This window comes from Vibrio sp. KUL80 (genome assembly GCF_059725495.1).
In genome coordinates this window covers 127,024-153,083 of record NZ_AP045843.1, presented here as the reverse complement: position 1 = coordinate 153,083, position 26,060 = coordinate 127,024, and the positions used below count along the sequence as shown (strand labels likewise).

Here is a 26,060-nt window from a genome sequence, read left to right as displayed (position 1 = left end):
ATGTTAAATCTTGGGTGATTGTAATGTTGCACACCACCTCTTGCTTTTTCTGCTTCTTGCATTTCATTAAACATAAGCTATTTACCATAAAGTTATATGGTATGAAATACTAATTTAATCTTTGATTAAACAGCATGATTATTGCCAAACGAACCACATTGTCAGCGCCGATGTAAAAATGACCCACTAACGCCGATTTAAAGTTGACCCACCTGAGGCAAACTATCCGTTCGTAACATGGACAAAGCGGCGGATTATGATCAATCAGGAGCAACTAGTGGAAATACACGTTTTACGTCAGCAAGGGCGAAGCATCCACCGCATCGCAAAGGATCTGGGTATCTCGAGGGGATTGTTGCAACAATCCCGTTATAAGCCATGCTCTAAATTTAGTTGGTGTTTTTAGTCATACTCTTGTTTATATAAATTGGGCTTGTCCAAGCTCGGTGACCATCTTCCTGGGTAACCCTTACGAAAAGCCTAGACTCTTTGTTAGCTTCAAGTTTTAGAGTCCGTTGAATTGACACCGGTTGGTTATTCATCTCCATCGGCAGCGCAAAAACTTTCAATGCCTTACCTAACCCACCACAGTCATATACAGTCTCATTCATTACTTTCCAGAGCCGTTCTATCGGATTTAAGTTCGGACTGTAGGGCGGTAAGTAATGAAGTTCAATATTGAGCACCTTTGCTGCATCTTTCACCAACTCGGCTCGATGATAGGCCGCTCCATCTAAGATTAGGTGTACTTTTTGCTCCAGTGGATAGTGTTCTTTCTTTAGCTTCCAGAAAAAACGAACAATGCTCTCACTATTAATGGTGTCATACGTTTCAGTGACCGTTGCGCCAATGTCTTCCAGTGACAGAGCACCAATAAGGTTTAGGCGTGTACGGCTACCCGTTGTATCGATGAGCTTATCCTGACCTTTTTGAATCCAGCCATAGCTGAGCTTTGTTGACTGAGTAGGATGAACGGCATCCATAAACAAAACGGGGGCTTCATTATTTTTCAGGGAGTTATTGTAATACTCAACAAAATTCCGCTGTTTCTCAGGGCAGAATTTGTGTGGCACACCTTTGGGTTTCTTGTAAGAAAAACCATTGTGGTGCAGCCACTTATTCATACCCGAAACAGTGTAACGAATACCGAACTCGGTTTCCACATAGGCAACAATTTGATGGGTATGAAAGTACGTGTACTCAGCCAAGTGCTCAATGAGCCGCATGGTTTGGGCGGCAGAAAGTCGGCTTTGGCTACCACCATTATCGGGCTTTAACTTCTCAGACTGAAGGTAATCATTGATATGACGCACAACGGTTGTTTCGTGGATACGAAGTGCTTGAGAAATCATTGCGCTGCTCCAGCCTTCAGAAGTAAGAAGAACCGCTTTAATACGGTCACGCACTCGACCATCACGAGTTGAGTCGTGCATCGCTTCGAGTTCTTTTTTCTTCTTGGAGGATAGCGTTATTTTCATGATGTGTAGCATGATCCTGTTTCTACGGAAAATCAAGCACCTTCAATGATCACGGGTATAACAGGTATCCCAACCATTGGAACAGATATATATATATGATACTAACCAACAGTATTTTAAGTGGTAACACCCTTAAGGAGATTGCGTTTGATCTATTTATTGATCCAAGTTTATCAGTTAAACTTGGACCTTTCTCTTCAGAGATAGGTGAAGAAATAAAATTTTTTTTCAACTTTAGTCTTAGAAAAAAAAACCTGTGTTTCAGTGAAAAAAACAGCATTCCCATAGAAATAGAGATAAGTAATATTGAGGCTATCTGTGGCACCAAACGAGGTCCTACCCCCTCTCCACTATAGCTATCATCGATTGAAAAAGAGAATACGAAAAACAAAAAGCCTACAGTCATAAATAGCGCTAGAACGACAATATTGCTCCACCTTTGCTCACTTGTCTCTTCATGATTAATTATCATAATGTGATATTCCCGGCTATGTTAACTTTTCGACAGTTCTGTTTTCACTTTTTCTACTATAGGCTCCCACTCTTCAGCTAGCGTTTTTAAGTAGTCTTTTGTCTGTTCAGGCCCCATATACATAATTGGCAATCCAGCGGCTGAAGCTTTAGTTTTGAATGATTCTTGAGCTAGTATGTCCTGTATTTGGCTCGACAATCTGTCAATCAACTCCTGATCTGTTCCCTTAGGAACATAAATTGTTACTGGTGAAGCAAAACGCGCATAATCAACACCGATCTCTTCAAACGTCTTGAAGTCGTTTTGAACTGGGTCACGTTCTTTATTTGCTACACCTAAAACACGCAGTTCACTTTCAAAACCTGCTATTTGTTGGACTCCCGCCCACGCAAAATCAACCTGACCTCCCATTACCGCTGTGCGAACATTACCGCCTCCTTTGTAGGGAACATCTTTCGCGTTAAAAGCTTGTATGTTCTGAAATGCAGCACCCGCCATATGATGCACTCCACCACGGCCGGAGTGGGCCCATGTTAACCTATTTGTTCTTGCAGACTCGATGAGGTCTTGTATCGTTTCGTAAGGACTATTTTTACTAACAATTAAACCCGTGTTAACCTGCCCCACTATAGCGACCGGCTCGAAGTCTTGGAACGGGTCCACTGGACGGCGCTGCATCATACCGCCAAGAATAAAAGATCCACCTGACTGAAACAATATGGTGTGCCCGTCTTTCCTTGCATCTGCAGCGAACTTAGCACCTAGATAGCCCCCGCCTCCAGGGCGATTGACGACTACTATTGGTTGACCTAGTACTTCAACAGCAGAACTCGCCAATGTCCTTGCATAATTATCAGTCCCTCCGCCTGCGCCGAAAGGTACTATTGCCGTGATAGGCTTACTGGGATAGTCTTTCGAATAAGCATTCGTCGAGACCGTCATACCAAAAGCAACGACAGCTGTGACCACTAATATCATATGGTGAATATTTCGCACTAATTTCATAATTCAATCTCCCTTTGAAAACGGTTGGACACGATAGCAGCCTGCTACATCGACAACCGACTTATTAACAGTAACCACATAAACGTCATGTTTAAATTCGAACTTTTGGATGATTTCATACAAATAGGTTATTAACTTTTTATCGAAACTAGGAATCCGATAGCATTAGTGCATATTTCGGAGCATTCCTATCAGTCATTTTTGGATTTTGATAGCGGCTTTGATATAGAGATAAAATGAACTAAGTCCATCTCACACCCAGAGTCGTGACCCTAACGGATTTTGGTTTGATGTAGACGTCTTGCGACTAAACCGTGAACAGGAAGTAGAGAAAAAATACTTTTAAACAGAGATTTACTCAACATTTGGAATGATGATTTGGCAATAGCTAGATGGAAATAACCTCACTGAATAGACTTAATTGAACCTAATCGCGTTCATCGTACTTTAAGGCTTTCAAGATTAAGAAAGAGACACCTCGAATCCCTCCGCGTGAAAGAATTGCTTTTGGGAAAAGGTTACTCATGCAATCTGACGGGTGGTTACCGACACTTTTTAGCTATTCACAACGTTGAAACCTAAGTTACTATAGAAGCCAAGCTCAATAAGGCGCATGTTTTGTAATCAGGTGATCAGATACGTTACGTAAATGTTCAACAAACTTCCTAGCCATCTCCGGAGGCTCGAACGTAGTGGGATAGAAAATACCAACGTCTAGTGTCGTTGAGGGTTCCCACGGTATAGCGATGAGATCAGGTTGCGTGGTCCAATCAGCTGAAGCAAAATCCGCTATAAAGAAACCCTCCATTTCTTTAACCATTCGACATGCAGCACTCACTGCCGAAACTTCAACTTTGGGTCTGATTAGATGTCCACATTCCGAAATGAGGCGATCCGCCAGTGGCCTTATCATCGTATTTTCTGTTAAAGCGATATAAGGAAGCTCTATCACATCTTTAGCACATATACTTCGTCGTGTAGCCAGTCTTGACTTTCGCGAGACAATAGCGCAAATGGGAAGGTGACCTATCCATTCCGTGTGTTCTTTTTGTCCTTGTACGATGTTTGAGGTTACCCCAATGTCAAACTGCTCTGAGTTCAACCGTCGCTCTAAACCTTGAAAGTCTTGGAGAGTAACCTGTACTCGAACATCTGGGTTACTCTTTAAAAGCTCATTAACAGCTGGCATTACAAGGCTATCAGACAGTCGCGGCATGCATATAACTCTCAACTTAGAGCTGATTTGAGCTTTGATGTCTTTTACGACAGAAGGAATGTTATCAATAGAAGCAAGAACTAGCCTTGCTTCATGTAAGAAAGCCTCAGCTTCACGTGTCGGGATGAGTCTTTTTCGATGCCTTATAAACAACGTTAGATCAATAGAATCTTCGAGAAGCATTAGTAAACGGCTCGCTGCAGGTTGGCTGATATGTAGCTTTACGGAAGATCGAGCTAAAGTTCCTTCCTCCATTACAGAGACAAACACTCTAAGAGCTTTTAGATTCATAGTTTTTGTGGAAGTAATTTTATCTGAGGTCTAATAGTCATATCTTTCCTCAAAATTATCAATATTTTCTGAGTATTAAAGCAGGCTATGTTGCAGAAATCGAATGAACTATTAATTTAAGATTTTCCTCAAATAGATGCAACATGTCATAACCAAAGCACTTAACAAACTCACAGTGCTACAGATACCAAACAGTTTCGAGAAGAACTGATAAGCTGCGTCTTTATTACGTTTATGGGAGAAATAGAAGTCCAGGGTCTCGCCTTGCTTGTTGATAGCTCGATACAGATAATGCCATTTTCCTTTTACCTTAACGTAGGTCTCGTCGAGCTGCCACGCAGAGTCTGCTCGAATGAGCTGATAACGGCGCAGTTTCTTACGTAGTACCGGGGCATACTCAATGAACCAACGATAAATGGTTGAGCGATTGACCGAGATTCCTCGCTCCTGCAGCATGTCGCTGAGGTTGGCATAGCTCATTGTCGTTGAACCATACCAACGAAGGCACCAAAGAATGATTTCAGGGGCAAAGTGTTTCCATTTGAACTCAGGGTTGGTCATCGAACTCACCAATCATCACCACAGACGAAGATAGTTTCAACCTTGAGCTGAGTTTTTGCAACAACCCCCTTAGAATCAAAGAACCTCCCTTATTGCGACAAGCCCGTTGCGATCAATACATTGAGTTTTTCATATCTCGATAAAAATTCTCATGGCTACCGACAGCCATAAGAGTAAGCGTCAAGGTTCCATGCTCATCATAGCTATAACCAAGCAAAGTAAGTTGCTTAGCCATCTTGAACTTGTAAACCCTAAGGAAACTTAGATCGCCCTTCTTCAACTCACCTAAAGCTGGATTATCAACAATAGCGCGCACGGCTTTGTCTAAATCCGATTTTTGATTTTTATGAAGCTTCTTTACCTTTTTGGCAAATGAGCTGGTTTGCTCAATCTTCGATACTTTCATCAAACTCATAAGCTGTCGTTTTTCCTGCTTCTATTTCAGCTTTGCTGATGATTGCCTGTAATACTAACTCATAAGTGAGTTCTGGATTATCTTCCATCATTTCACCGATCTTTGCCCAATGCTCAATTTGCTTCGGGGTGGTACGGTTTAGGGCTTTACCCATAATCGCCGCTCGATCTACAAGGCTTTCATCAAGCCTAACGCCCGTAGTTGCCATAACTCATTCCTCGTTGAATTAAATGATAAACCGACCTTAGTCAGATCTAAATGCAATATCAAAATTGTAGCCTCAAACACCACTGGTTGCAAGTTGCAACAAAGATGATCATTAAGTGATATTCGTTGCACCGATAGAAAATTAAGCAAGATAAGTTGGTTTACTTACAGTATACCTAATGCGAACCATTCATTTAGGTGGTAGAATTGGTTCGAAAAATCAAGAATTCATACCCTACGCGAACTACTAATGCGAACTAGACTCAAAATGAACCAAGAGAGGTAATCATGTTCATCAGAGCGTACTTACGAGCATCAACTGCTGAACGTGACGCAGAAAGGGCAAAAGGTGAGCTTTTATCGTTCGCTAAGCAAAAAGGTGTACATATAGCGAGTTTCTATGTGGAGAATCAATCAGGTTCAAATCTGGAAAGAGCTGAACTTGCAAGATTAATAGATGACGCACATAAAAATGATGTCTTGCTTATCGAAAAGGTCGATAGACTCTCAAGACTACCTTATGAACAATGGAAGGTGCTCAAGCAGCGATTAGTTGATGCTGGCATCCATATTGTGGTGGTTGACCAACCGATGACTCATACTGTTCTTACTGAGAGTATCGAAGGCTCGATGATCTCAAAAGTGTTAACTGAGTTCATGGTCGATTTGGCGGCAGCGATGGCCAGGGATGATTACGAAACAAGGCGAAAACGCCAGGCTCAGGGAATTGAGAAAGCAAAAGCCCTTGGTAAGTACAAAGGCAGAAAGCCCGATCACCAACTGAGGAATAATGTTGCTTTGTTGTTGGACGAAGGGAAAAGTTGGTCTCAAATCCAAACCTTGCTTGGTTGCAGCCGTTCGACCATAGCAAGCGTTAAGAAAACTCGGGTAGATCAAGGAAGCTAGGTTTTCGTTCCTGATATTATTCCCGCCACTTATCGGTGATATAACAGACTCATAAACTACATGCGTTCTTTGAAAGACTTCGACTACTACCGTAATCTCCACCAAGTGGTGAGCGATTCACTTCTACATTTGCTTTTCAAGGTCGCTGGTTCGTCGCGGCATATGCCTGTTGCTAAGCGAAATGAAATACTCGTTCGTTATTTGAAACCGAAACTCAAGATGAAGCAGTACAACAACATCAAAAGAGAGTTGAAGCAGATGCTTCAAGTAGGACGTCATGTAAACGGAAATTTGGAGGAACGTTTGTACGAACTCAACGAAAAAGCAAAGAAAACCAAGACTGAAGGTGCGGAGCGACTGTATAACTTGTTGGTTTACCTTAACGAGCAAGAAGGTCTTGAGTCTCAACTGGTTGATGAAAGCGCTGCAGCGCAGCCAGGTATTTTGTACGTTCTTGAAGATCACATTATCAACTGCATTGATGAGAACGACAATCAAGTTTCGCCAATTTCTCTGCTTATTCAATTGGAGCGGGCGCCAGAGTTGATTGATGCGATCAACCAACATGGGATGTTTGTAGCGGAAATGAAAGAATGGAATCAAAATTCTTATCAGGCCCACATTCTTCTTCATCCGTTGAGTCAATCTAAGTAAACCAAAAGTCGAGCACTAGGCGTCGTCGCTTAACATTATGTTTATTAAAGTTTTTAACGAGGTTCAACTATGGATTGGGGATCAATTGGGGTCGGTATTGCGAGCAACGCAATTTGGGGATTAGTCTGTTTGGTGATAGGGACCCTAGGCGGCTGGGTATGGGGTTTCAAACACAGAAACAATAAGTTCTATAAAGATCTAGACGAATCGCTGTCTGGTCTTAAGGACCATTTTAATACTAGTAGTTTACGGAAAAGCGAATATGAGTGTATTGCTTGCGGTGATAAACTTTCCGCATTGTACACTACACATGTTTCAAACTATTCGAGCTTCAAAAAAATCGTAGTGGACGATCAGATAGAGCATTTAATTGAAATCTCTGAGAAACTAAAAAAACTCAAGGGCAGCGAAGATGCCAAAGAAGAGAGAGATGAGTTGGTTTCTGAGTTCTGTAATACTTACTTTTCTTTAAAGAATGCTTGGCCCCAAAAAGTGAAAAGTATGAAGCTTATTCACTATACGATCAAAGATTAGTGTACTTTTTAGTAAAACGTGCTGACAGCAGTCTTGCTTTGGATAGAATAACCAACCATAATACCTGTATATAATCACAGGCACTTTCACCTTATGCCTTCTATTCGAATCCGCTCACAATCAAACACACTGACGCTCAATGATAGGGGTGTCGCTATCGACAATAACTCTTCATTTGGAGCAGTCGTGGAGGTACTTCTCTCGAACGGGCTCAAAAAGTCCTTCAATTTCAAAGGATTTCGGGATTTTGAGAAGTACAGAGATTCGCTATTGCCGGTTCAGTTCGTGAAAGTCGTCAATGTAGAAGCTTTTTTTGTTGATGATTATGCGCGACCAACTCAAGTTGACAATAACGGATACTGCGTCGGCGTGTTCGAAGAAAACGAATGTGCGGTTTACTTGCTGTTGGACCAGGACAAACTCGTTCACCGTCGATTCACGAATGAGTCGGGGATTTCAAAGTTCTGTGTTTCTAAATAGCTTGTATCATGTGGTCTAGAGGTTATAGCGCAGTTGAATTTGGTTGTATCCATTGTTATAGGTAAATATAGTTATAGTGCGTTAGTTATGAGAAAGCATAGACCTAAACAGATCTTCAAAATGTTGGATGGTGGTGTAGAGAGGGTCGAGTTCCCCTGCGAATGTGGGAACGGTCTGTTCCGCTACAACTCATTGATACCAATCGTTGAACAACACAATCAACTTCCACACACCTGCAACCAATGTGGACAAAGTGCATATTTCACAATTCCTTATCCTGCGTTGCGATACAAAGGCCGCATCTTTGTAGATTGGCAAACGTTAAGGGGCCACGGAACTTCAACCGAAAAATAGCAAGTGTCGGCGGACAAAGTTCGAAACTTTTCGGTGCTTTTTGTCTTAGTTTGCCTTCTTCTCTGCGAAGGTTTTGCCCCAATACGTGTTTAGAACGAATGAAACCATCACGAGATTTACTTGTGAAACAGGCTGTTTCCCAATTTGTGCAACAGGCTGCTGCACAAAATACTCTTAATCAAAAATGCCCCTTTTCTGGTTAGTAGTTTTGCTCATTCACATTCTTTTAACGCGAGTTTGCCCTACGAAAAATTATTCGAAGTAAGTACGTTGTAATCATGATGATCTGCTCCAGCCTGGCTGGACATTGAACTAAGCCACTTTGCCATACCTTAGTTAATTAGCAAAGACGCAAGCAAAATTTGAAGCAACTTGGTGCCAGCCTTTTCGTTAGGAACGTTTACGTCCCATCTCTGTTATAAATCGCTCTACTAATCCGTTAAAAAGACTTAGTCAAATCACCTTTCAATATCAACTAAATGCAATGTGACTTATATCATATACACGTAGAATGAAGGTTTGCTAATGTGGTCAGTTAATTAGTGCAGGTAACGGATTTGTGAAGTGTAATACTTTGCCTTGTTTATGAGTCACATCATGATTGAAGTGGTTCTTGGCTATATCGATCCTGCTGTAATCAACTAATCAAACAGATAAGGAAGAAAAAAGATGGCAAACCCAAGAGCATTTATCAGTTTTGACTTTGATCACAATGTCACTCAAAAGAATCTATTTGTAGGCCAATCTAAGAACTCAAAAACCCCGTTCGCAATCGAAGATTGGTCGTCGAAATCTTCGCTGCCTCAATCACAATGGGAAGCACTGATAAAAAGCAAGATTGGCAAATGTAATATGCTTATCGTTTTAAGTGGTAAAACTATGGCGAGTGCAACTGGAGTGGTTAAAGAAATAAAAATGGCTAAAGATCAAAATGTCCCTGTATTTGGTGTATATGTTGATGGAGCCAATACAACTAGTAACCTCCCTTCAGGATTGCAGCGTAACAGAACTATAAGCTGGGACTGGGATAAAATAGCATCAGCTATTGAGCAAATGATGGGTGAAGGAAAGAACAAGTAGGTTTGACTTATGAAAAAAGCATTGATCATAGGGATAAACGATTATCCATCGTCGCCATTGGGTGGGTGTGTTAACGATGCAAATACTCTTGCTGCGATATTGGAATCTAATGGAGACGGCTCCCCTAACTTTGGGGTAAAAACGATAACCTGCCCAAGCATAGTTATTACAAGGTCTGTGCTTCGTGAGGCGATTGAACAGCTTTTTACGGGCGATAGCGATATGGCATTGCTCTATTTTTCTGGTCATGGCTATATTAAGAGTACAGGTGGATACTTGGTCACAACTGACGCTAAAAAGTACGATGAAGGTGTCTCCATGGATGAAATATTAGCTTTGGCCAATCAGTCAAAGGCTAGAAACAAGGTTATAATATTCGACTGTTGTCATTCTGGTGCCATGGGTTCACCAAGCCTATCGGGAAATGGTACTGCACAATTAGCAGAAGGAATGTCCGTATTAACAGCCAGTAGAGATAGTGAATTTGCTTTGGAAGCAAACGGCGCAGGAATATTCACCTCACTATTGATTGATGCTCTCAAAGGGGGAGCTGCGGACATTCGTGGTAATATTACTCCTGGTTCACTGTATGCGTACGTTGATGAGGCCCTTGGGGCTTGGGGCTTGGGATCAGCGACCAATATTTAAAACTAACGTCACTAGTTTTACCCCATTACGTGTTATTCCACCTAAAGTACCATTTGAAACCCTTCGAAAAATAAACCAATATTTTCCAACTCCAGATTCTGAGCATAAGTTAGACCCTTCCTACGAAGATACTGATGCAAGCGCAGATCCTGAGAAGGTTAAGATATTCAAAGACCTGCAAAAGTACCAAAGTGTGGGTTTAGTAGTACCTGTAGACGCAGAATTTATGTACTTTGCAGCCATTAATTCTACTTCCTGCCGATTAACCGCACTCGGCTATCAATATTGGCGCTTGGTAAATGAGAAAAGGCTGTAGAAAACGCAACAACTAGCTAAGTTGAATTCGACGAAATAGTTGTGGTGTGACATGGTGTCTCAGGTGCTTTACACATCACGTTAAGTGTAGCAGTACCTTATGGGGGAGGCCGATGTCACTTGTAATGTTTAAACAAGGGAATTTATGAGTATCTGGGAATTTGATAAGCTAGTAATCTTTATCGCGTTTGTTATACCTGGCTTTATAAGCCTGAAGGTGTACTCTATTTTCATTGCCGATACTAATAGAGATACAAGTAAGCAGTTAATCGATACGGTTGCATATAGCTGTATAAACTACGCAGTCTGCCTTCCATTGCTCATTGCCACAACCAACCAAGAATTCACTAAGTCTCATGAACACTGGTTTATCGTTTCTAGTTTGTACATGATTTTGATTAACCCAATATTATTATCCTGGATCTGGATAAAAGTAAGGAAATTGAAAATCATCAAGGGTAACTCCATTCATCCTATTGGTAAGCCGTGGGATTACGTTTTTTCTCAAGAGCAGCCGTTTTGGGTAAAAGTGACATTGAAAAATGGAGAAGTGTTAGGCGGAAAATACTCAGATAAGTCATTCGCCTCAAGTGCTCCCAATGAAGAACAAATCTATCTTGAAGAAACTTGGATCCTATCTGAAACTGGAAAGTTTGAAAGACCGAAAAATGGAACAGCTGGTATTATCATACTAGCGAGTGAAATCTCACATGTAGAGTTACGAAAAGGATAAAGGAGTAAATATGTCTGATGGCAAACAGCAGCAAAATAATGGTTATCAACCTGAACGAAATAAAAAAGGTTATCAACCATCATCAGATTCATCTAGTGACAACGGGAGGTTTGGCTATCAACCACCTGAAAACAGTGACAATAGCCCATCAAATGTCAATGCTCCCCCTGGTGATGAATAAACATACAAGTGTTTAAGGTTGTAAGACACTTTTCTCATCTGGACGAACCTAGTTAGACTCAGTACTCTAACTAGGTTGTGTCCATAACCGAGTTACCGGGCCCCAGGTTTTGTTTGTGATCACCAAGCGATTCTGTCGCATCTTAATTACCAAGGGGACAAAAAGTACCCTAGTGGCCACTGCTGTATTTTCAACGCACTCCTTACTGCCTTAATGTCGTGTCGAACACAATCAACCCTCTAATTGAGCTTCGTCAATCAAGGACAATCGTTCAACGAACGAGGCCAAAAATCAGTCCGGCGTAAAGCGAACCCTTTAGGCAGTACAATCAATAACCGAGCGACTTTTACCTTGAACTGATTAACCGTGCCTTCGCAAAGGCGTAGTAACTGAAAACCACCGTAATTGACAACTGGCTTCGCTCCAAAACACTGGCCAAGACTCAGCAAAGGAATGTGGTAGCTGGCCTTGCCAATGACTTCGTGGATTACCCCACGATAACGACTCACTGTCTGTCTTGAAACTCCCGCGACCTTAGCAACTTGTATCTGAGTAATACGCTGTTTTCCCACAGACGCAGCCAATTTCCAGGTCGCATCGATGATGGCCTGACGCGTTCCCTGAGTTCTACATTGGTTGGTGCGATCTGCCGACAGAGATTGCTTGTCCACCAAACTTAGGTCAGTCTCTGCCAGGTTCATCACGCCCTTGGCGACTTTCTTAACGATGGTGGCGCGTTCGTAGCGTTCAAACGTCCATTTCGCCACAGATTTAACGATCCCTTTCAATTCTTTGGCATCGAGCGGCGTCTGATTCTTCAACTTTGAAAACGATGAGGTCTGGTTGATCGAACGTCCGTAACTCAACAGCGCATGGAAAAAACCTTGGTAGTTACGGTCTTCTCTATAGTCGCTAACCAGCGAGTAGGCATAATGTCGAATTGCATTAAATAACGCTGAGTTTCGCCCCTCTTTACAATGGTCGAGTTGCTTTGTAGCGTTCACCACCGTGAAGGTGCTTTGGTTAAAGTCCACGTAGTCCGCGAGCTCAACCAATGAATATACATGGTTTGTAATTTCAGAGGTTCGATATCGAGGATGAAAGGGCGTTTTTGAAATGTAGTGGGAATAGCCAACGTCACCCTGTAACATGGTGCGCATTCTGTAATAGACCGCTGCCAATAGGTTCTTCGGCCCTTGCCGTCCTCTTGGCCCAAAGTAAACGGGGTCAATGGCATAGTAGAGGTGAGAGCGATTGTTGTGACGGTTCGACACGATCATGTTTGGTGGCGGCAAACCAACATCAGACCAAATAAACGCGTTGTCGTGGTCGAGATCAAAAATCATCCAAGACCGCATGTCCTTGCGATTCGCTTGAACGAAAGGATAGTGCACCGCTTCCAATCGTGAGCGCGACACTACTGCCCCTTTCATTAATGAGCAATGACAGTAGTAAGGCAGTTCATCAAAGAACCGCTCTTTGTTACTCAAGGGGGCTTGAGCGTGCGCATTGGCATTATAAGCAATTAGTCCCATAAATTTGGGTTGTAAAAAGCCTTCTCGCCAGTTACACTCAATTGGCAAGATTCGTGTTAAATGAATAGCTTTCTACAATCTGTCTCCTTTCTCTGGAAAATCAGTTGTAGACAACGACGATGAGTATCTATTTGCTAGCGTTCGCTTGTGATGGGGCAAAGGCTGTGGCGCAAAAGATACCGATTCGTTGCAATAATTAAGGTATGGTCGCTTGTGTTGGCCTCCTTAGAACGCAAAAAAGCCAAGTGCTCTCGTTAACGAGAAGAACACTTGGCTTTTTCTTTTGTATTGGGTTAGTCATTTTCATGGTGAACTTCCTTCATTGCGCAAACCTTCTCGCGCAAATATTACCTACAACGTAACTCGGAGGTTGTGCATAGGTCTTTCGACCCACACACAACGCCTTCCGGAAAGCACATCCACGTGGTTGACTAGGCCACATGTTGCATATTTACGGTAAACAAAGATCGAGCGAAGATCAAGTGCTTTTTTGATCAAAAGTTAACCAGAAATTCGGCGTGGAGAATGTTTCGAACTGTAGCTTGCTGATTTTAAGAACTTAAATAGTACTGGAGGTAGTTTGTATATGCATACGAATGACTGTTTTTAAATACAGTGCTTTGATTGTTTATTATACTAATTGGTGGTAATCTAATCGACAGGCGCTTGCTGCCGGTGGTGGAACACCGACAACAAGCTAACTCAACCTTATCCGTAAATAAGGAAAGAGCTATGTTGATAGTACCTGCTCGTCGTGAATCTGTCACGATCGTTAACCCCATTTGCCTTTTTTTTCAGCACGTTACCTGCATTTTTGTATCAGAAAATGGAGGCGTGTCATGAATCTGCGCCAACTTTTACCAGAAGAAAAAGAGAGCCAGTTGCATCGAGTGTTTCCTGAACTCACGGAACATCAGTTTAGATGTTTGTTCTTTTACTCTCTCGGCATGTCGAGCTTAAATACCAGCAAACTACTGGGTTGCTCTCCCAAAACGGTAAGAAACAATATCTTTACCATGAGGAGCTTGTTCGAAGCAGAGACAAACTCAGACTTAAGAACTGTGTTTCTTACTCGCCTCTTTACCCCTTGCTACTATGGATTCACTTGTTAAAGTAATACCATTATAGAGGTAACGACCTGTCCCAACGCACGTAACTTCGGGGCAGGTCGCTATAGCTCTGGACAGACTATTCAAATATATATTTTTTTTGATTACCTTTTTTAGAGAATCACGTAACCTGATGACCTCTCCTGTCTCTAAGTAAGCGTAGACATAAGGGGTGCGACAGATAGCAATTACAATGTTAGGCGTTACTTTACCCAGCTCAGTCTCAACTTCGTTATAGTCTTTATTGCACCGTTGGAAAACAACCAATCGAGCAAGATAGTACAACACCACAACATTGACGAATAAAGATATCTTGAGCAGTAAATCGATTCTAATCAAATGACTAAGTGCTTCCACACCTCCGAACGCAACCACAATTGGTACACATCGGCCATTTGTTAAATGTATCAATATAAGTAACACTATTAGAAACAAAAAATGATGAAGACTGACAATATCGACCATTATAATTATATTAACTCTACTATTATTTAAATTTATTTAATGCAGACTGCCCTGTATCTCCGACATTGATACCTAGCTCACTAGCCCGTTCAGACACCGCAATAACCTTTGCGTTCAACATGTCTTCGTATTTATTCACACCAGAAACAATAGCACAAGCCTCACCTGTTTTCGTACAAGTCTCAGGGTTAATATAAGCACAGGCTAGCAAGCCGTTCTTTTCCTGAATTATCAGTAATGGTTTCTCTAATTGATAATTTAGTCGATCCGATGACAAGAACGACTCTTCTTGACTCAGCATATATACAAGCTCCTGAATTTCCGTGTAATTTTCTGTTGGTGACAACCTAACTAAATTATCAATTATCTCGTTCACCTTTGTTTTATTTCTGAACTGCGAGACATCGATGTTAATGCAAATGAACGCTACCAAAATCCCATCTTCATAAACCGGTATTGTCGTCGCTTTCACAAGACGACCATCACTCAATTTCAAAGGGTAAGCAACAATATTGGTGTTCTTAATATCGTTTCTAGCGTACTTCTTAACCAACTCTACACCGAGATTGGTGACGCTATCCCCAACCCGTCTACCAGTAATCGTGTTCTCCACTGCAACGATCGATTTGATTGGGTTTCGCGTATCATGAAGAACCACTTCTATTGGCGTCCCACTCAGTGTTTTCCCGACACCGGCGACAATTTCTTTTAACGTCAATAGCATTTCCTGGTGATCGGGTTCGCCTAGATAGTAACGCTTCTTCAAGTCTGCAACCTTGCCATTATTATCACCATCTACGAGTAGAGAGGCGGAGTTACTTTCGATGAGGTACACCAAGTCATTGGCTGCTTTTGGATCTTCTGTTGCTTTATTTGATAGAACGGTAATGGCCTCATTGAGCTTATTTCTATCTAGAGTTATCGCTCCACCCTCTAGTTCAATGATGGGATAAAACTCATAAGCGGCGAGTGGTTTCCCTTTCAATTTATTGTTAATACTATCAGATGTTGTATTATTGTAAAAATCATAAATAAAGAATGTTACTACTAATAAAACTATACCCCATAATACCCCGTTCTTGCTGTACATACTCATATCGTTTCCTTGATTTATATCACATTGCGGACAATTTACATATTTTTAGAAAACCGTTGTAACTTTATGAATTAATGAATTTTGTTGACGAAAACTCGTCGACAGTTCGTCGACAATTCGTCAACAAAAAAAATTATTTGCGAAATCGGGCCAATTGACCCATAGCCAATAATATAAAAATTTGTAAGAGTTATAAAGTGTAGAAAATAAACATTCAAACGAGAATGACTCACTCCTTTTGAACGTATTTTCTAATCACACAGATAACGCAAATAACGACATCGTTTTACTGGTCATTATATTGCCACAACAATTCATTTTTTTTCAAAATAGTATGTGTTCACATTCCGGCGGTAGCTTTGTCTAAAGGAAAATAATCAACGTAGAGAAGGGTCTATGGGAAATACCACAATCACCATTAACGTTGTACTTGAGTCGGCGATGAACGACAAGCTCGATCGTTCAGCACGACTCAGCGGCCGCCGAAAAAAGCAAGAAGCCTCCAAACGACTGTCTGATCACCTCACGCGCTTCGGTGCTCATTGGGGGTTACCGGCGAAACATTCGGTTGTAGATGGTGGCACGTCTGTCATCGCTACGCTTACGCCGACAGTCAACGATTTGCTCAACCGCTCAAAAGCAGCGAGCGGTTGTACAAAACGGGAAGAGGCCGCAAGACGGCTCTCTGACCACCTCACTCGCTTTGGCCCTCGCTGGGAGCAACCCATCCAAGAGCCAAATGCGTAGTTTTTAATGATAGAAGATCTTATTGATAGATCATGGAGTTATTATGAATCAATTACTTGAATGCGTTAAGAAACCGCAAACCGCGCTACTTTTCGCTTGTTTTGCACTGTTCACGTTGGTGTCTCCTGTACATGCCGCCGACCTCTTTGCGGCGGGTAAATCAGTCGTGCAAGAGACCGCCGGTGAAGACTCGACCGTTGAGCTTGTTCTGTTGGTGGTTGCCGCCGTTATCGGTTTGATTGCCGGTGGTATGCAGCGCAACTGGCTTGTCGGTATCGGTGGCTTTGCGGGTACGATGATTTTCTGGGAAATCGCGAAACCATTGGTTGGCCTAACCTAAGGAGACGACATCATGTCCAACGAGAACGACAACAAATATGTCATACCCAAGTATTTGAACAGAGGAAAATCGTTATTTGGTCTACCTCTAGACCAAGGACTGCCTGCTGCGGTGATATTTGTGTTGTTGTTCATGGCGAAGCACCAAATGGTGGGACTGTGTCTTGCTGTGGGTTGGTTCTTCGGGTTGGGCTTTATCAAACTGCAATACGGACAACACATCATCGCACTGGCTTTTTATTGGTGGGGGGACGCCTCTGCCAATAAAACCTTCTTCAAACGAACGCCTGCTGCGTTTCGCCGTTACTGGCTCTCTTAGTTCATCAATGTCAAAGGATGGTTGCTCATGGATATTCACCATGAACACGACGCCATCACCCGAGTAAAAAATCTCAACGCGATTTTAAAAACAGGCTTTCTGGTGATGTGCGTCCTTAACGCACTCTTGGGGCTCGGACTTGTGTACGCCTACAAAACCAAGACGAACACACTGACGCCCCCTACTCTCTCTCGCGCTTTTTCGGTGTCTCATGGCACGGTAGACGCGGCCTACTTACAGATGATGGGGGAATACTTTCTCTACTTAAAACTCAACGTCACACCACAAAACGTAACACGCCAATATGGATTGTTACTCGATTACGTCTCGCCAACCTCGTACCCGAGCGTGCAACCGGTATTGATGTTGGATGCGAAAAACATCAAACAGGGCGGCGTATCAAGCACCTTTGCGCCTGCCCCCAATCGAACCGAAGTCAATTTAGAGCACCTTCAATTTAAACAAACCGGCACCTTGTCCAAAGCAGTGGGCAAACGCCCCCTTGAACCAGAGCAAGTCACCTATTGGGTCCAGATGGCCTACACCAATGGCACGATAGAGCTCGTCGGCATCAAAAAAGAGGATTAACGCATGGTCAAACAAACGTTACTGGCGTGGTTCGCGCTGGTCTTGTCGGCGACCGCTCTGGCGGACAACGTCTCCAAAGCGTCCTACACCTTTACCGATGGCGACACCATTACTGTGAGTCTGTCATCGGTCAACATTAACCGCTTGGTGGTGAAAAATGATCGCATCATCAACATCACTTGCCCGCCAGGATTTTGTACCGCCACGGGTAACCAAAACGATAAAACTGGCTCCGTCTCAGTCAAGCTCAATGTGGGATTGCCTTTTACCGCGCACTTAACCACAGAAAAAGGGCGCTTATTCGCCCTGTTCATCACACCCAAGGCAACCCCGTCGATTGTCACCGAGTTTGTGCCGCAATTTCATCAGCACAGCGAACCGACAGTGTTTGATTTGGAGTTCGACTACCCTACGGCTATCGCCGCGTTCACTGAGGCGATGATGATACATTATCGTGATGGCACGCCAGTGTCGGGGTTTAGCATTCACCCTGTTGATCCAAAAACGCTACCCAAAGACACCTCACCGCTCGCCGTGGTGCCACAGACGGTCCTCGTGGGTAAAGACTATTCCGGCATCATTTACGAAGTGCGCAATCAATCGAATAAAGCGATGACCTTAACCACCGCGCAGTTCTACAGCTATGCCGCTCGAAGCGCTGCCCTCGATGATTACGACCTAAAGCCAGGTGAGCACACTGTCCTTTACCTCATTACCGGTGGAGGAGCGTCGCATGTTCGATAACCTAAAGAAAAAGTGGTTTCGCGATGAAGAAGGCGGCTTTGAAGATGGCGGCGCCATCAACAAAAAAACCCGCTCACGAAACCAATCCATTACCGTGATAGCACTGGTCTTGGTCGCCGTGGCCGCGCTGAGCGTCTACAAACTGACGCAAAAGAAAGCCCCAGTCGAGGCCAAGCAAGTCGAACCTGTGGAGTTCGGGGCCATTATCGAGTCCGACTTTACCGACAAAGACAATCAATCCGCTCTAATGCTTCAGCAGCAAACCATCGACGATTTGACTGACACGGTAAAAGGGCTGGTCGGGGAGTTACGCCGTCTTAAAAACGATACCTTAGAGCAGCTCAGTAAAAACCGCAGAGAAACCGAACGCGCCGTGACAGACCAAGTACGCGGTGAGAACCAAGATAAAATCGCGTCCCTCGAAGGGGAAATTGCTCGTCTAACTGGGCTTATTGACAGGCAAAGTGCCGATGAGGACGCTCCATACTCGGCAGAGGGTGACAGCACTTATACCCCGCCAGATGGCACCGTGGTAGGCGGCGAGACCTTTGGCGCACGACCGCTGCCCCCTCGACCGTCTATCGAGGCCACCTACAAAGACGCCGATGTGAACACGCTTCGCTACAACAAAACCGATGAAGGCCGCTTTGCTCAAAACGCCTTCGACAGTTTCGATTTTTTCTGGCAAGCGTCCGTGGATGAAGCCAAGGGTAAGCGCAATATTGATAACTACGTGCCAACGGGCACGTTTGTCACCGCCGTGGTCACCGGTGGCGCCGATGCAAATGCGGGTGTGCTTGGTCAAGGCGATACCTCCCCCATCGTGTTTCAGACCGTCAACGAGGGCATACTCCCGAACGGTCAAAAGTCGAAACTCGGTGACTGCACCATTACAGGCTCCGTATACGGTGAGATATCCTCAAGCCGTGGCATCACCCGGACGCACCGTATGAGCTGCATTCAGCCCAAGGGCGATATTCTAGACATACCGGTGAGAGGCACCGCCTTTAACTTTGGTCGTAACGGCATACGCGGCACCACCATTCTTAAAAATGGGGAGATTGTCCAAATGGCGGGCGTCGCGGGCATTCTCACTGGCCTTGGCGAAACGGGTAAGGCGCTGTCTCAAAGTACGTCTACGTCAGCGCTTGGCTCGGTGCAAACCATTCAAGGCGAAGACGCCGCGCTGAACCTGCTTGGTAACGCCACCTCCAGTGTGGGAGCGAAGCTCGCAGATTACTACATCAAGCTGGCTGAAATGTACCACCCTATCGTCGAAGTCAATCCGGGCGCCGTGGTCAATATCGTCTTTTTGGACGGTTTTCCATTAGATCCGCTGCTTGCTGACGATTACGAAGCCAAAGTGATGGCCGCCGCTGAAAACGCCTCTCGCTCTAATAGCGTGCTGGATGTCATTGGCCAAGTCATGCCAGTGGGCGCGCAGCAAGGCGGGACAACCACAGCATCCAACCCAACGAACCCACTGGCTAACGATGTGTTAAAACGCGGCATTCAAGTACCTGCAGCGACCCCAGTACCGTCTAACTCGACCCCGACCTCGTTTGGTGTCACCCATTAGGAGTCAAACCATGAGTCAATTTTCAACCTTTTCAACACTTGCTATGCCACTGCTTCTATGCCTACTAGGAGGGTGCGCAGCAGGGCTGGGTGAAGACTTTAGCTGTAATGAGGTCGGCGGCGTGGCTGGCTGTACCACGATGAACGAGGTGCGTGACAACCTCGATGTGTACGCCACAGGCAATGTGCCAGGTCAAGCCCAACCCAACATTTCGGTCAACGCCGGGGCCCCGTCGTTCACCACTCTCCCAATGCGAAACCGCCACGGTGAGCCTGAGCGCACCATGGAAGTGAAAAAGAAAGTCACCATCTTTCCGTTCACCGACAAAGATGGCCGTTACATCGATACCACGCACATTTATTTCATTCTCGATGAGAGTCGATGGACCGGTCGCCCTGCCAGCGCTATATGGAAGGACTAACGCATGAATGTACTAAATCGGCTTTTTAAGCAAGCGAGTGGCCAAGACTTCTCAGGGCTCTATGACGATGCCAAAACCGAGCAAGCGCACCTTCATCATGAACTGCCTTATCGCACCTTTGACACTATTTCTAATGTGTTTCATAACACCGGCTCGATTGGGTTTGGGCTGTCACTCAGTGTATTAAGCGGGGCTAATGACGAACTTATCCGCGATTTGAACAAGGTGGTGAGCGACCTCCCTCAAGGGGACAAATGGGACTATCAATTATCTCTATTTGGACATAACCGAGTGGCCGATTACCTCGCCGCCAATGAGGAAGTCATGGCCCGTCGCGGTGGCATTTGTGCCAGACTTGCCAAACAAGAGCGCGAGTACGCCGAGTTCGCCGCCACCGAAGGTTTTTTCACAACCAGCCGCACCATTTTGACTTACGCGATTATCACGCGTTCTTCTTCGTTTCCACCACAAAGGTGGACGATGAAGAGACGCTTACCCATCTTCGTTACACCGTCGAAACCGCCTTTACGCAGTTGGGTATTTACAGCGAGCGCATGACGCCGGAATCCTTGCAGAGCTTTGTGGGCGATGTGCTGAACTTCGATGCCAAGCAAACCCACGTTAAGGGCAAGCAATACAACCCCTACGCGCCGCTCAATCAACAAATGCTGGCCCCCGATGGGGAGTATTTGATCAACCGCCGTCACATTGATACTCGTCACACCAATGAGCAAGGGTTTGAGCGTCAATCGCGCATTGTCTCGCTTGGGCTGACGCGCATGCCTGGGGATTTTCGCCTCTATATGATGCCGGAGTGTTTTTCTTCCATTCGAGACGTTGCCAAGCACCTTCGCTGCCCCCATTTATTGACGTTGAATTTCAGACAAGAGGTCACGGGACAGGTTGAGCAATCCAACAACAGCAAAATTGCGGATTTAACCAAGACCTTGAAATCCCCGATGGCCATGTTTTCACCGACAGCTGGCGATGAGCTCAAAGAGCGTCAACAGCTGCAGCGAGGACTCGCCGATAGGGACTACACCTTATCAACCATGGCGATGACCTTGACGCTCTTTACCACCCCGGAGCAGCAGCTCATTGATACCACGGCGGCCACCAACACCTTCGCCTCGACAGGATTAACGCTGACCCCGCTCATCATGATCCAGTCTCAAGCCTTGCTTGCCACGCTGCCGTTCATGATGACCGATGGGTTCTGGAATGACGCAGTGCGCGCCGGTCGCATGCACCCGCTCAAAAGCAGTAATTTGGTGAACTTCTTTCCGGTTGTTTTGGATGCCAAACGCTTCACCAATGGATTGATGCTGCCGACGCTTCGCGGGCAAATCACCTTTTTTGACCCATTCAATTGTGGCACCGACAACAAAAACATCGCCCTAACCGGCGGCTCGGGCGCGGGAAAAAGCTTCTTAGTCGAGCAGCTGGCGAAAATGGTGTACGCCAAAGGCGGCAAGGTGTGGATTCTCGATAAAGGCGCGGGCTATAAGAAGCTCACGCTGATGCTTGAGGGCACCTATCTCGACCATACCCGCATCTTTCTTAACCCTTTTACCCATTTGGGCACCTTGGTGGAACAAGCCTCCAAAAAAGGGATGCATAAGGACGATGAGGGCAACACCGTCGATCCGATGAAAGAAGTGCTCAGTAACATCACGGCACTTTTTGCGACCATCGCCTCGCCTTATGAAGCATTGAGTGGTCTGCAAAATGCGGTGCTAGGTGATGCGATCATGGACGCTTGGGAAACCCATGGCACCGACACGTTAGTGGACCATGTACAACACGCCCTGTTTGAGCACGCGAAGCAGCATAACAACGACCAACGAATCCGTGACATTGGTATTCAGCTAAACAAGTATTGCACCGACGGCATTTACGGGGAAACCTTCAACAAACCGTCGATGCTTGACCCCAACATCGACATCACCACTCTAGAGCTCGATGGGTTCAGTGATGAAGTACTAAGACCCGTCATTTTTGCGCTCATCGTGTCGATCAACCAACAAATGTACCTGTCAGGGGACCGCTCTCGCGAGAAAATGTGCATCATCGAGGAAGCGTGGAGCTTGATGTCAGGCACCAACGCACAGGCGCAATCGTTTATCAATGAAGGCTATCGAACCGCGCGTAAGTTTGGTGGCTCATTTTGCACGGTCACACAGGGGATTGAGGACTTCTTCTCTAATGCCGAAGCGCGGGCCTGTTACAACAACTCCGATATTCATATCACATTGAGACAAGGGGAAGGATTTGAAACCTTTGTTAAAGAAAACCCGAAAACCTTCACCGAATATGAGCAGCGTGTCATCAAGAACTTCCCACGAGCGAATAAAGCCGGATACAGCTGTGCGCGCATCAAGGCGGGTAGCCAAGTGAGCTATCACCGCGTGTTCTCAGATCCGTTCTCTCGGGCCTGTTTGAGTACTGAGCCTCACGAGTTTACCTATTGTGAGGATTTGATGAACCAAGGCATGGCGCTCATGCCCGCCATCGAAGCCACCGCACAGCATTATTACGGTGACGACATCGCCAAATTCGAACAAGCAATGCGCCGAAAACAGGAGGTTGTATGAACCGAACCCTCGCCCTCATTCTCATCGCCATCAGTGTGAGCATCACCACGACCGTACTCACGCACTGGTTAATCGCCCCTACTGAGGCGCCATTGGTGAGATTTGATATGAAAGGCACCTTTGATAGCTACCAAAAGACCCTTGTCGAAAGTGAAGACGATTTTGACGTGCAATCGCGCAGACTCAATCACTTTGCCACCGTCATGAAACAAGTGCTGGCCGATTACCAAGCCAAAACCAACGCCAGAATTTTTGTTGATGCCGCAGTAGTGGAAGGCGTTCACGACGTCACGCCGGAGATACAGCGCGCCATCATTGAGTACTACCAAAAAGAAGACAAATCATGATCCGACATACCTTGATCATACTTCCGCTTTTACTCTCTGCGACCATTAATGCTAAGGATTTGGGCCGCCTGGGTGCCACCTTCGAGGTTGGTGAAGTAGACATGCTGTCGTGGATTGAGGCCAGGCTCAGGCGATTTGAGGAAACCGGTAAGCTCGCACAAATGCAAGACGAATTTACGGAGCAAGTGAAACGCAGCGTGAACACCCCCAATCCCGTCGAGATTGGACGCACGTCAAAGCCTGATGTGTTCTATGTCGATCCAAGTTTGACCCTCGCCAAAGACATCGTCCTACCCCAAAGTGGCGTCGTCATTGCGAAAGCGGGGCAACGCATCAACCCGTTTGATACTAAGACGTGGCCCCAAGGTGTGGACCTACCTCAATTTGAGTACCAAAAGACCTTAGTGTTCTTCGATGGGCGCGACCATCAGCAGCTTGAGTGGGCGAAGGGCTTTGAGAGTAATTTGCCCATCAAATGGATTCTCACCGGGGGCAGTCCTAATGAGGTGGCTACCGTGCTCAACACCCGACTGTATTTTGCTCAGCAAGGGGATTTGACTCGCCGCATGCACATCAAAGCAGTGCCAAGCGTGGTGAGGCAAAAAGGCCACTACTGGCAAGTGCGTGAAATTGATGTGAGCGAACAAGATTCAGCGGCCCCGCTAGACACCGCGGCTCCAATCCAAGCAATAGAGGGCACCCAATGAAACCGGCCTTTAAAAAAATAATGGGATTAATAGGACTGAGTATGCTGCTTGCGTTGCTGCTCACCAAAACTCTTCCCGCTCACGCTGGTGCGATGTGTACCGGCCATTTTATTAACCCGATTTCTGATATTTGTTGGGAGTGTATGTTTCCAATGACGGTTGGTTCAGTGCCACTCATCCCTTCACAGTACCCAGATACCAACAACCCCAACATGCCTATTTCTTATTGCCCAAAGCCGCCCCCTGTTTACATGCAAATTGGACTCAATATTGGGTACTGGGAGCCCTACGCGCTAACCGATGTCACCAGAATACCCTATTGCATGGTGAATATGGGCATGGAGCTTGGCGATGCTAATGATCCGAATATAGGCGGACGCACAACATCAAGGGAAGGCGACAGCAGTGACGGAGGCTTCTATCACGCCCATTGGTACAAATACCCCGTGATCTATTGGTTACAGCTGATCCAATCAAGTGCGTGCATGGCCACCGATGCCTTTGATGTGGCTTATATGACAGAGATCGACCCACTGTGGGATGACGATGAACTCGCGTTCATTTTAAACCCAGAGGCCATTGTGTTCGGTAACCCGATTGCTCAACTGGCCTGCGTCCCTGAAGCGATTGCCACAACCAGTAACGCCGTGCTTCCGTTTGATGCGCTGTTTTGGTGTCTTGGCTCTCAAGGGAGCGCCTACCCACTGACGGGCACGACGAACTATCGCGACACTCCTATACAAGCCGGTACGCTCATTATGGAACGGCTCAATTATAAGCTTCACCGTGAGGGCATCGTATGGGAAACACGCGGCGAAGACGGCGCGATTTGTTATCAACACGCCATGCCAATCTTACCCAAGTCACGCTATCGCTATCAAATGAGTGCGCCGTATCCTGATGCGGGATGGTGTCATCCTTATACGACGACCACCGCCATTTGGGAAATGGGCCACGACAACCCGACAACCGGTGACAACTTCGGGTTTGTGCAGTGGCGTAAACGCAACTGTGTTTTCTTATAGGAGAAGAACATGAGCATCCGACACCTTTTTGGTTTTTTTAGAAAACAGCATCAAACGCCGTCCGGCCAAGCGTCGCTAGAGAGTGTGCTCGATGCCTTCTTAACACAATGCGACGCTCAGAATGTCTATTTTGGCTTTAAAGATACGGAGCAAGTGCCATCATTGGATAGGCTAATAGAACCGCTTCATTTATCACGTAAGAGCCGAAAGCGACTACTCAATAAGCTAAAGCCACTAACAAGATTGACGCTTGGCCCTGGCGAGTTTTTCACGGCCATGAACCATCACGACCAGCAAGCGTTTCCTTGCCAAGTGTGTGATAGCTGCGCGCCTGGGCTGTTTGAGTACTATGGGTATACTGTTGCGGATACCAGTTGGTGCAGCCAATGTCACGGCAAGGGTGAGTGTCTAGACGTTGCGCTCATTGAACATTATCGCAAGCACCATATTGATGATGAAACGATAGGTCGTGACTTACCCAGAACTCGATGGGCATCCAGATACACTTGCATACCGCCTTTGTATCAATCGATTGAAGAGATTGAAAAGACGTATGCATGGGTATTTGAGGCCGCTGCTGTGAACTCACCACGATAAGTCAATTGAAATAGGGTCAATGTAGCTTTTAAACCCAATTTGTCTTCGTTAAACCTAGGAGGTCACGATGATCACCTTTATCACTAATCAACTCACCGCTCACGAGCCCGACATTCTTACCGAATGTAAACACCAAAACCTCTTGGTGATGAGCTTAGAAGGTCAGCAACTTGCGCTCATTATTGCCCCGCGCGAAGGCTGGAGTCACGAAAGGCTGTGCGACTTGAATGCATGTTTTCCACCGCAGTGGACAGTGTGCGGCGCTGAGGCGTACCTAGGTCAGCAGTGGGTCGGCAGTACCGAAGTATAAGGAGAAGC

General features: G+C 45.4%; 25 protein-coding genes and 4 pseudogenes. 21 read left to right on the top strand and 8 right to left on the bottom strand.

Annotated features, from left to right (window positions below):
* Positions 1-596: 596 nt before the first annotated feature.
* The 6 genes and pseudogenes from AC6I8U_RS25910 to AC6I8U_RS25885 form a co-directional block, all read right to left on the bottom strand.
* A pseudogene (locus tag AC6I8U_RS25910) lies at positions 597-1,478 on the bottom strand (IS630 family transposase); the annotation flags it as partial.
* Between the two features lie 493 nt (positions 1,479-1,971).
* Positions 1,972-2,955, bottom strand: a complete 984-nt coding sequence (locus tag AC6I8U_RS25905) for a tripartite tricarboxylate transporter substrate binding protein (protein WP_498019710.1) — start codon at positions 2,953-2,955, stop codon at positions 1,972-1,974.
* Between the two features lie 601 nt (positions 2,956-3,556).
* Positions 3,557-4,462, bottom strand: a complete 906-nt coding sequence (locus tag AC6I8U_RS25900; protein WP_498019709.1) for a LysR family transcriptional regulator — start codon at positions 4,460-4,462, stop codon at positions 3,557-3,559.
* Positions 4,463-4,657: 195 nt separating this feature from the next.
* A pseudogene (locus AC6I8U_RS25895) lies at positions 4,658-5,023 on the bottom strand (IS6 family transposase); the annotation flags it as partial.
* 112 nt (positions 5,024-5,135) lie between these two features.
* The gene (locus AC6I8U_RS25890; RefSeq protein ID WP_498019708.1) at positions 5,136-5,438 is read right to left on the bottom strand and encodes a type II toxin-antitoxin system RelE/ParE family toxin; all 303 of its coding nucleotides are present in this window, start codon (positions 5,436-5,438) and stop codon (positions 5,136-5,138) included.
* Positions 5,410-5,646 carry a TA system antitoxin ParD family protein gene (locus tag AC6I8U_RS25885; RefSeq protein WP_498019707.1) on the bottom strand — a complete coding sequence of 79 codons (237 nt, stop codon included), beginning with the start codon at positions 5,644-5,646 and terminating at the stop codon, positions 5,410-5,412. The genes AC6I8U_RS25890 and AC6I8U_RS25885 overlap by 29 nt, the downstream gene beginning before the upstream one ends.
* A 287-nt stretch (positions 5,647-5,933) precedes the next feature.
* Here AC6I8U_RS25885 and AC6I8U_RS25880 point away from each other — a divergent pair, with 287 nt between their 5' ends.
* From AC6I8U_RS25880 to AC6I8U_RS25845, 8 genes and pseudogenes are all read left to right on the top strand, one after another.
* Entirely contained in the window at positions 5,934-6,551 is a 618-nt protein-coding gene (locus AC6I8U_RS25880; protein ID WP_498019706.1) for a recombinase family protein, read from the top strand.
* Positions 6,552-6,611: 60 nt separating this feature from the next.
* Complete coding sequence (locus AC6I8U_RS25875) at positions 6,612-7,205, top strand: DUF2913 family protein (protein ID WP_498019705.1); 594 nt, start codon at positions 6,612-6,614, stop codon at positions 7,203-7,205.
* Between the two features lie 69 nt (positions 7,206-7,274).
* Complete coding sequence (locus AC6I8U_RS25870) at positions 7,275-7,739, top strand: hypothetical protein (RefSeq protein WP_498019704.1); 465 nt, start codon at positions 7,275-7,277, stop codon at positions 7,737-7,739.
* 93 nt (positions 7,740-7,832) lie between these two features.
* Complete coding sequence (locus AC6I8U_RS25865; RefSeq protein WP_498019703.1) at positions 7,833-8,219, top strand: hypothetical protein; 387 nt, start codon at positions 7,833-7,835, stop codon at positions 8,217-8,219.
* Positions 8,220-9,242: 1,023 nt separating this feature from the next.
* Complete coding sequence (locus tag AC6I8U_RS25860; RefSeq protein WP_079324622.1) at positions 9,243-9,653, top strand: TIR domain-containing protein; 411 nt, start codon at positions 9,243-9,245, stop codon at positions 9,651-9,653.
* A gap of 9 nt (positions 9,654-9,662) precedes the next feature.
* Positions 9,663-10,617: pseudogene (locus AC6I8U_RS25855) on the top strand (caspase family protein).
* A 144-nt stretch (positions 10,618-10,761) separates the two neighbouring features.
* Positions 10,762-11,349, top strand: coding sequence for a DUF6338 family protein (locus AC6I8U_RS25850; RefSeq protein ID WP_498019702.1), 588 nt, complete (start codon positions 10,762-10,764; stop codon positions 11,347-11,349).
* 10 nt (positions 11,350-11,359) lie between these two features.
* A complete protein-coding gene (locus AC6I8U_RS25845) occupies positions 11,360-11,530 on the top strand; it encodes a hypothetical protein (protein ID WP_498019701.1) in 171 nt (56 codons plus the stop codon).
* 257 nt (positions 11,531-11,787) lie between these two features.
* Here the strand turns inward: AC6I8U_RS25845 and AC6I8U_RS25840 are convergent, their stop codons facing one another.
* Both AC6I8U_RS25840 and AC6I8U_RS25835 read right to left on the bottom strand, forming a co-directional pair.
* Positions 11,788-13,065: a replication initiation protein gene (locus tag AC6I8U_RS25840; RefSeq protein ID WP_498019700.1), complete on the bottom strand. Its 1,278-nt coding sequence runs from the start codon at positions 13,063-13,065 to the stop codon at positions 11,788-11,790.
* A 1,596-nt stretch (positions 13,066-14,661) separates the two neighbouring features.
* Entirely contained in the window at positions 14,662-15,735 is a 1,074-nt protein-coding gene (locus AC6I8U_RS25835; protein WP_498019699.1) for a DUF1805 domain-containing protein, read from the bottom strand.
* Positions 15,736-16,131: 396 nt separating this feature from the next.
* Here AC6I8U_RS25835 and AC6I8U_RS25830 point away from each other — a divergent pair, with 396 nt between their 5' ends.
* The 13 genes and pseudogenes from AC6I8U_RS25830 (at position 16,132) to AC6I8U_RS25770 (ending at position 26,052) form a co-directional block, all read left to right on the top strand.
* Complete coding sequence (locus AC6I8U_RS25830) at positions 16,132-16,482, top strand: TraY domain-containing protein (RefSeq protein WP_498019698.1); 351 nt, start codon at positions 16,132-16,134, stop codon at positions 16,480-16,482.
* Between the two features lie 43 nt (positions 16,483-16,525).
* Positions 16,526-16,822 (top strand): type IV conjugative transfer system pilin TraA, encoded by a 297-nt coding sequence (locus tag AC6I8U_RS25825; RefSeq protein ID WP_498019697.1) that lies wholly within the window; start codon positions 16,526-16,528, stop codon positions 16,820-16,822.
* Positions 16,823-16,834: 12 nt separating this feature from the next.
* A complete protein-coding gene (traL, locus tag AC6I8U_RS25820; protein ID WP_498019696.1) occupies positions 16,835-17,140 on the top strand; it encodes a type IV conjugative transfer system protein TraL in 306 nt (101 codons plus the stop codon).
* Positions 17,141-17,167: 27 nt separating this feature from the next.
* Complete coding sequence (traE, locus tag AC6I8U_RS25815; protein ID WP_498019695.1) at positions 17,168-17,728, top strand: type IV conjugative transfer system protein TraE; 561 nt, start codon at positions 17,168-17,170, stop codon at positions 17,726-17,728.
* 3 nt (positions 17,729-17,731) lie between these two features.
* Positions 17,732-18,472, top strand: coding sequence for a type-F conjugative transfer system secretin TraK (traK, locus tag AC6I8U_RS25810; protein ID WP_498019694.1), 741 nt, complete (start codon positions 17,732-17,734; stop codon positions 18,470-18,472).
* Entirely contained in the window at positions 18,462-20,051 is a 1,590-nt protein-coding gene (locus AC6I8U_RS25805) for a TraB/TrbI/VirB10 family type IV secretion system protein (protein WP_498019693.1), read from the top strand. The genes traK and AC6I8U_RS25805 overlap by 11 nt, the downstream gene beginning before the upstream one ends.
* Positions 20,052-20,061: 10 nt before the next feature.
* Positions 20,062-20,472: a type IV conjugative transfer system lipoprotein TraV gene (gene traV, locus AC6I8U_RS25800; RefSeq protein WP_498019692.1), complete on the top strand. Its 411-nt coding sequence runs from the start codon at positions 20,062-20,064 to the stop codon at positions 20,470-20,472.
* A 3-nt stretch (positions 20,473-20,475) separates the two neighbouring features.
* Positions 20,476-23,066 (top strand): annotated as a pseudogene (gene traC / locus AC6I8U_RS25795) (type IV secretion system protein TraC).
* Positions 23,063-23,413: a TrbI F-type domain-containing protein gene (locus tag AC6I8U_RS25790; RefSeq protein ID WP_498019691.1), complete on the top strand. Its 351-nt coding sequence runs from the start codon at positions 23,063-23,065 to the stop codon at positions 23,411-23,413. Before traC ends, AC6I8U_RS25790 begins: the two are co-directional and overlap by 4 nt.
* Complete coding sequence (gene traW, locus AC6I8U_RS25785) at positions 23,410-24,120, top strand: type-F conjugative transfer system protein TraW (protein WP_498019690.1); 711 nt, start codon at positions 23,410-23,412, stop codon at positions 24,118-24,120. Before AC6I8U_RS25790 ends, traW begins: the two co-directional genes overlap by 4 nt.
* Before the next feature lie 41 nt (positions 24,121-24,161).
* Positions 24,162-25,145, top strand: a complete 984-nt coding sequence (gene traU, locus AC6I8U_RS25780; protein WP_498019689.1) for a conjugal transfer pilus assembly protein TraU — start codon at positions 24,162-24,164, stop codon at positions 25,143-25,145.
* 9 nt (positions 25,146-25,154) lie between these two features.
* On the top strand, positions 25,155-25,742 hold the full coding sequence (locus tag AC6I8U_RS25775; RefSeq protein ID WP_498019688.1) for a hypothetical protein: 588 nt from the start codon (positions 25,155-25,157) through the stop codon (positions 25,740-25,742).
* A gap of 67 nt (positions 25,743-25,809) precedes the next feature.
* Complete coding sequence (locus tag AC6I8U_RS25770) at positions 25,810-26,052, top strand: hypothetical protein (protein WP_498019687.1); 243 nt, start codon at positions 25,810-25,812, stop codon at positions 26,050-26,052.
* Positions 26,053-26,060: the final 8 nt, after the last annotated feature.

Bases quoted from the DNA above. Each gene is read 5' to 3' on its own strand.
- AC6I8U_RS25905 (WP_498019710.1), bottom strand. From the start codon at position 2,955: ATGAAATTAGTGCGAAATATTCACCATATGATATTAGTGGTCACAGCT.
- AC6I8U_RS25900 (WP_498019709.1), bottom strand. From the start codon at position 4,462: ATGAATCTAAAAGCTCTTAGAGTGTTTGTCTCTGTAATGGAGGAAGGA.
- AC6I8U_RS25890 (WP_498019708.1), bottom strand. From the start codon at position 5,438: ATGAGTTTGATGAAAGTATCGAAGATTGAGCAAACCAGCTCATTTGCC.
- AC6I8U_RS25885 (WP_498019707.1), bottom strand. From the start codon at position 5,646: ATGGCAACTACGGGCGTTAGGCTTGATGAAAGCCTTGTAGATCGAGCG.
- AC6I8U_RS25880 (WP_498019706.1), top strand. From the start codon at position 5,934: ATGTTCATCAGAGCGTACTTACGAGCATCAACTGCTGAACGTGACGCA.
- AC6I8U_RS25875 (WP_498019705.1), top strand. From the start codon at position 6,612: ATGCGTTCTTTGAAAGACTTCGACTACTACCGTAATCTCCACCAAGTG.
- AC6I8U_RS25870 (WP_498019704.1), top strand. From the start codon at position 7,275: ATGGATTGGGGATCAATTGGGGTCGGTATTGCGAGCAACGCAATTTGG.
- AC6I8U_RS25865 (WP_498019703.1), top strand. From the start codon at position 7,833: ATGCCTTCTATTCGAATCCGCTCACAATCAAACACACTGACGCTCAAT.
- AC6I8U_RS25860 (WP_079324622.1), top strand. From the start codon at position 9,243: ATGGCAAACCCAAGAGCATTTATCAGTTTTGACTTTGATCACAATGTC.
- AC6I8U_RS25850 (WP_498019702.1), top strand. From the start codon at position 10,762: ATGAGTATCTGGGAATTTGATAAGCTAGTAATCTTTATCGCGTTTGTT.
- AC6I8U_RS25845 (WP_498019701.1), top strand. From the start codon at position 11,360: ATGTCTGATGGCAAACAGCAGCAAAATAATGGTTATCAACCTGAACGA.
- AC6I8U_RS25840 (WP_498019700.1), bottom strand. From the start codon at position 13,065: ATGGGACTAATTGCTTATAATGCCAATGCGCACGCTCAAGCCCCCTTG.
- AC6I8U_RS25835 (WP_498019699.1), bottom strand. From the start codon at position 15,735: ATGAGTATGTACAGCAAGAACGGGGTATTATGGGGTATAGTTTTATTA.
- AC6I8U_RS25830 (WP_498019698.1), top strand. From the start codon at position 16,132: ATGGGAAATACCACAATCACCATTAACGTTGTACTTGAGTCGGCGATG.
- AC6I8U_RS25825 (WP_498019697.1), top strand. From the start codon at position 16,526: ATGAATCAATTACTTGAATGCGTTAAGAAACCGCAAACCGCGCTACTT.
- traL (WP_498019696.1), top strand. From the start codon at position 16,835: ATGTCCAACGAGAACGACAACAAATATGTCATACCCAAGTATTTGAAC.
- traE (WP_498019695.1), top strand. From the start codon at position 17,168: ATGGATATTCACCATGAACACGACGCCATCACCCGAGTAAAAAATCTC.
- traK (WP_498019694.1), top strand. From the start codon at position 17,732: ATGGTCAAACAAACGTTACTGGCGTGGTTCGCGCTGGTCTTGTCGGCG.
- AC6I8U_RS25805 (WP_498019693.1), top strand. From the start codon at position 18,462: ATGTTCGATAACCTAAAGAAAAAGTGGTTTCGCGATGAAGAAGGCGGC.
- traV (WP_498019692.1), top strand. From the start codon at position 20,062: ATGAGTCAATTTTCAACCTTTTCAACACTTGCTATGCCACTGCTTCTA.
- AC6I8U_RS25790 (WP_498019691.1), top strand. From the start codon at position 23,063: ATGAACCGAACCCTCGCCCTCATTCTCATCGCCATCAGTGTGAGCATC.
- traW (WP_498019690.1), top strand. From the start codon at position 23,410: ATGATCCGACATACCTTGATCATACTTCCGCTTTTACTCTCTGCGACC.
- traU (WP_498019689.1), top strand. From the start codon at position 24,162: ATGCTGCTTGCGTTGCTGCTCACCAAAACTCTTCCCGCTCACGCTGGT.
- AC6I8U_RS25775 (WP_498019688.1), top strand. From the start codon at position 25,155: ATGAGCATCCGACACCTTTTTGGTTTTTTTAGAAAACAGCATCAAACG.
- AC6I8U_RS25770 (WP_498019687.1), top strand. From the start codon at position 25,810: ATGATCACCTTTATCACTAATCAACTCACCGCTCACGAGCCCGACATT.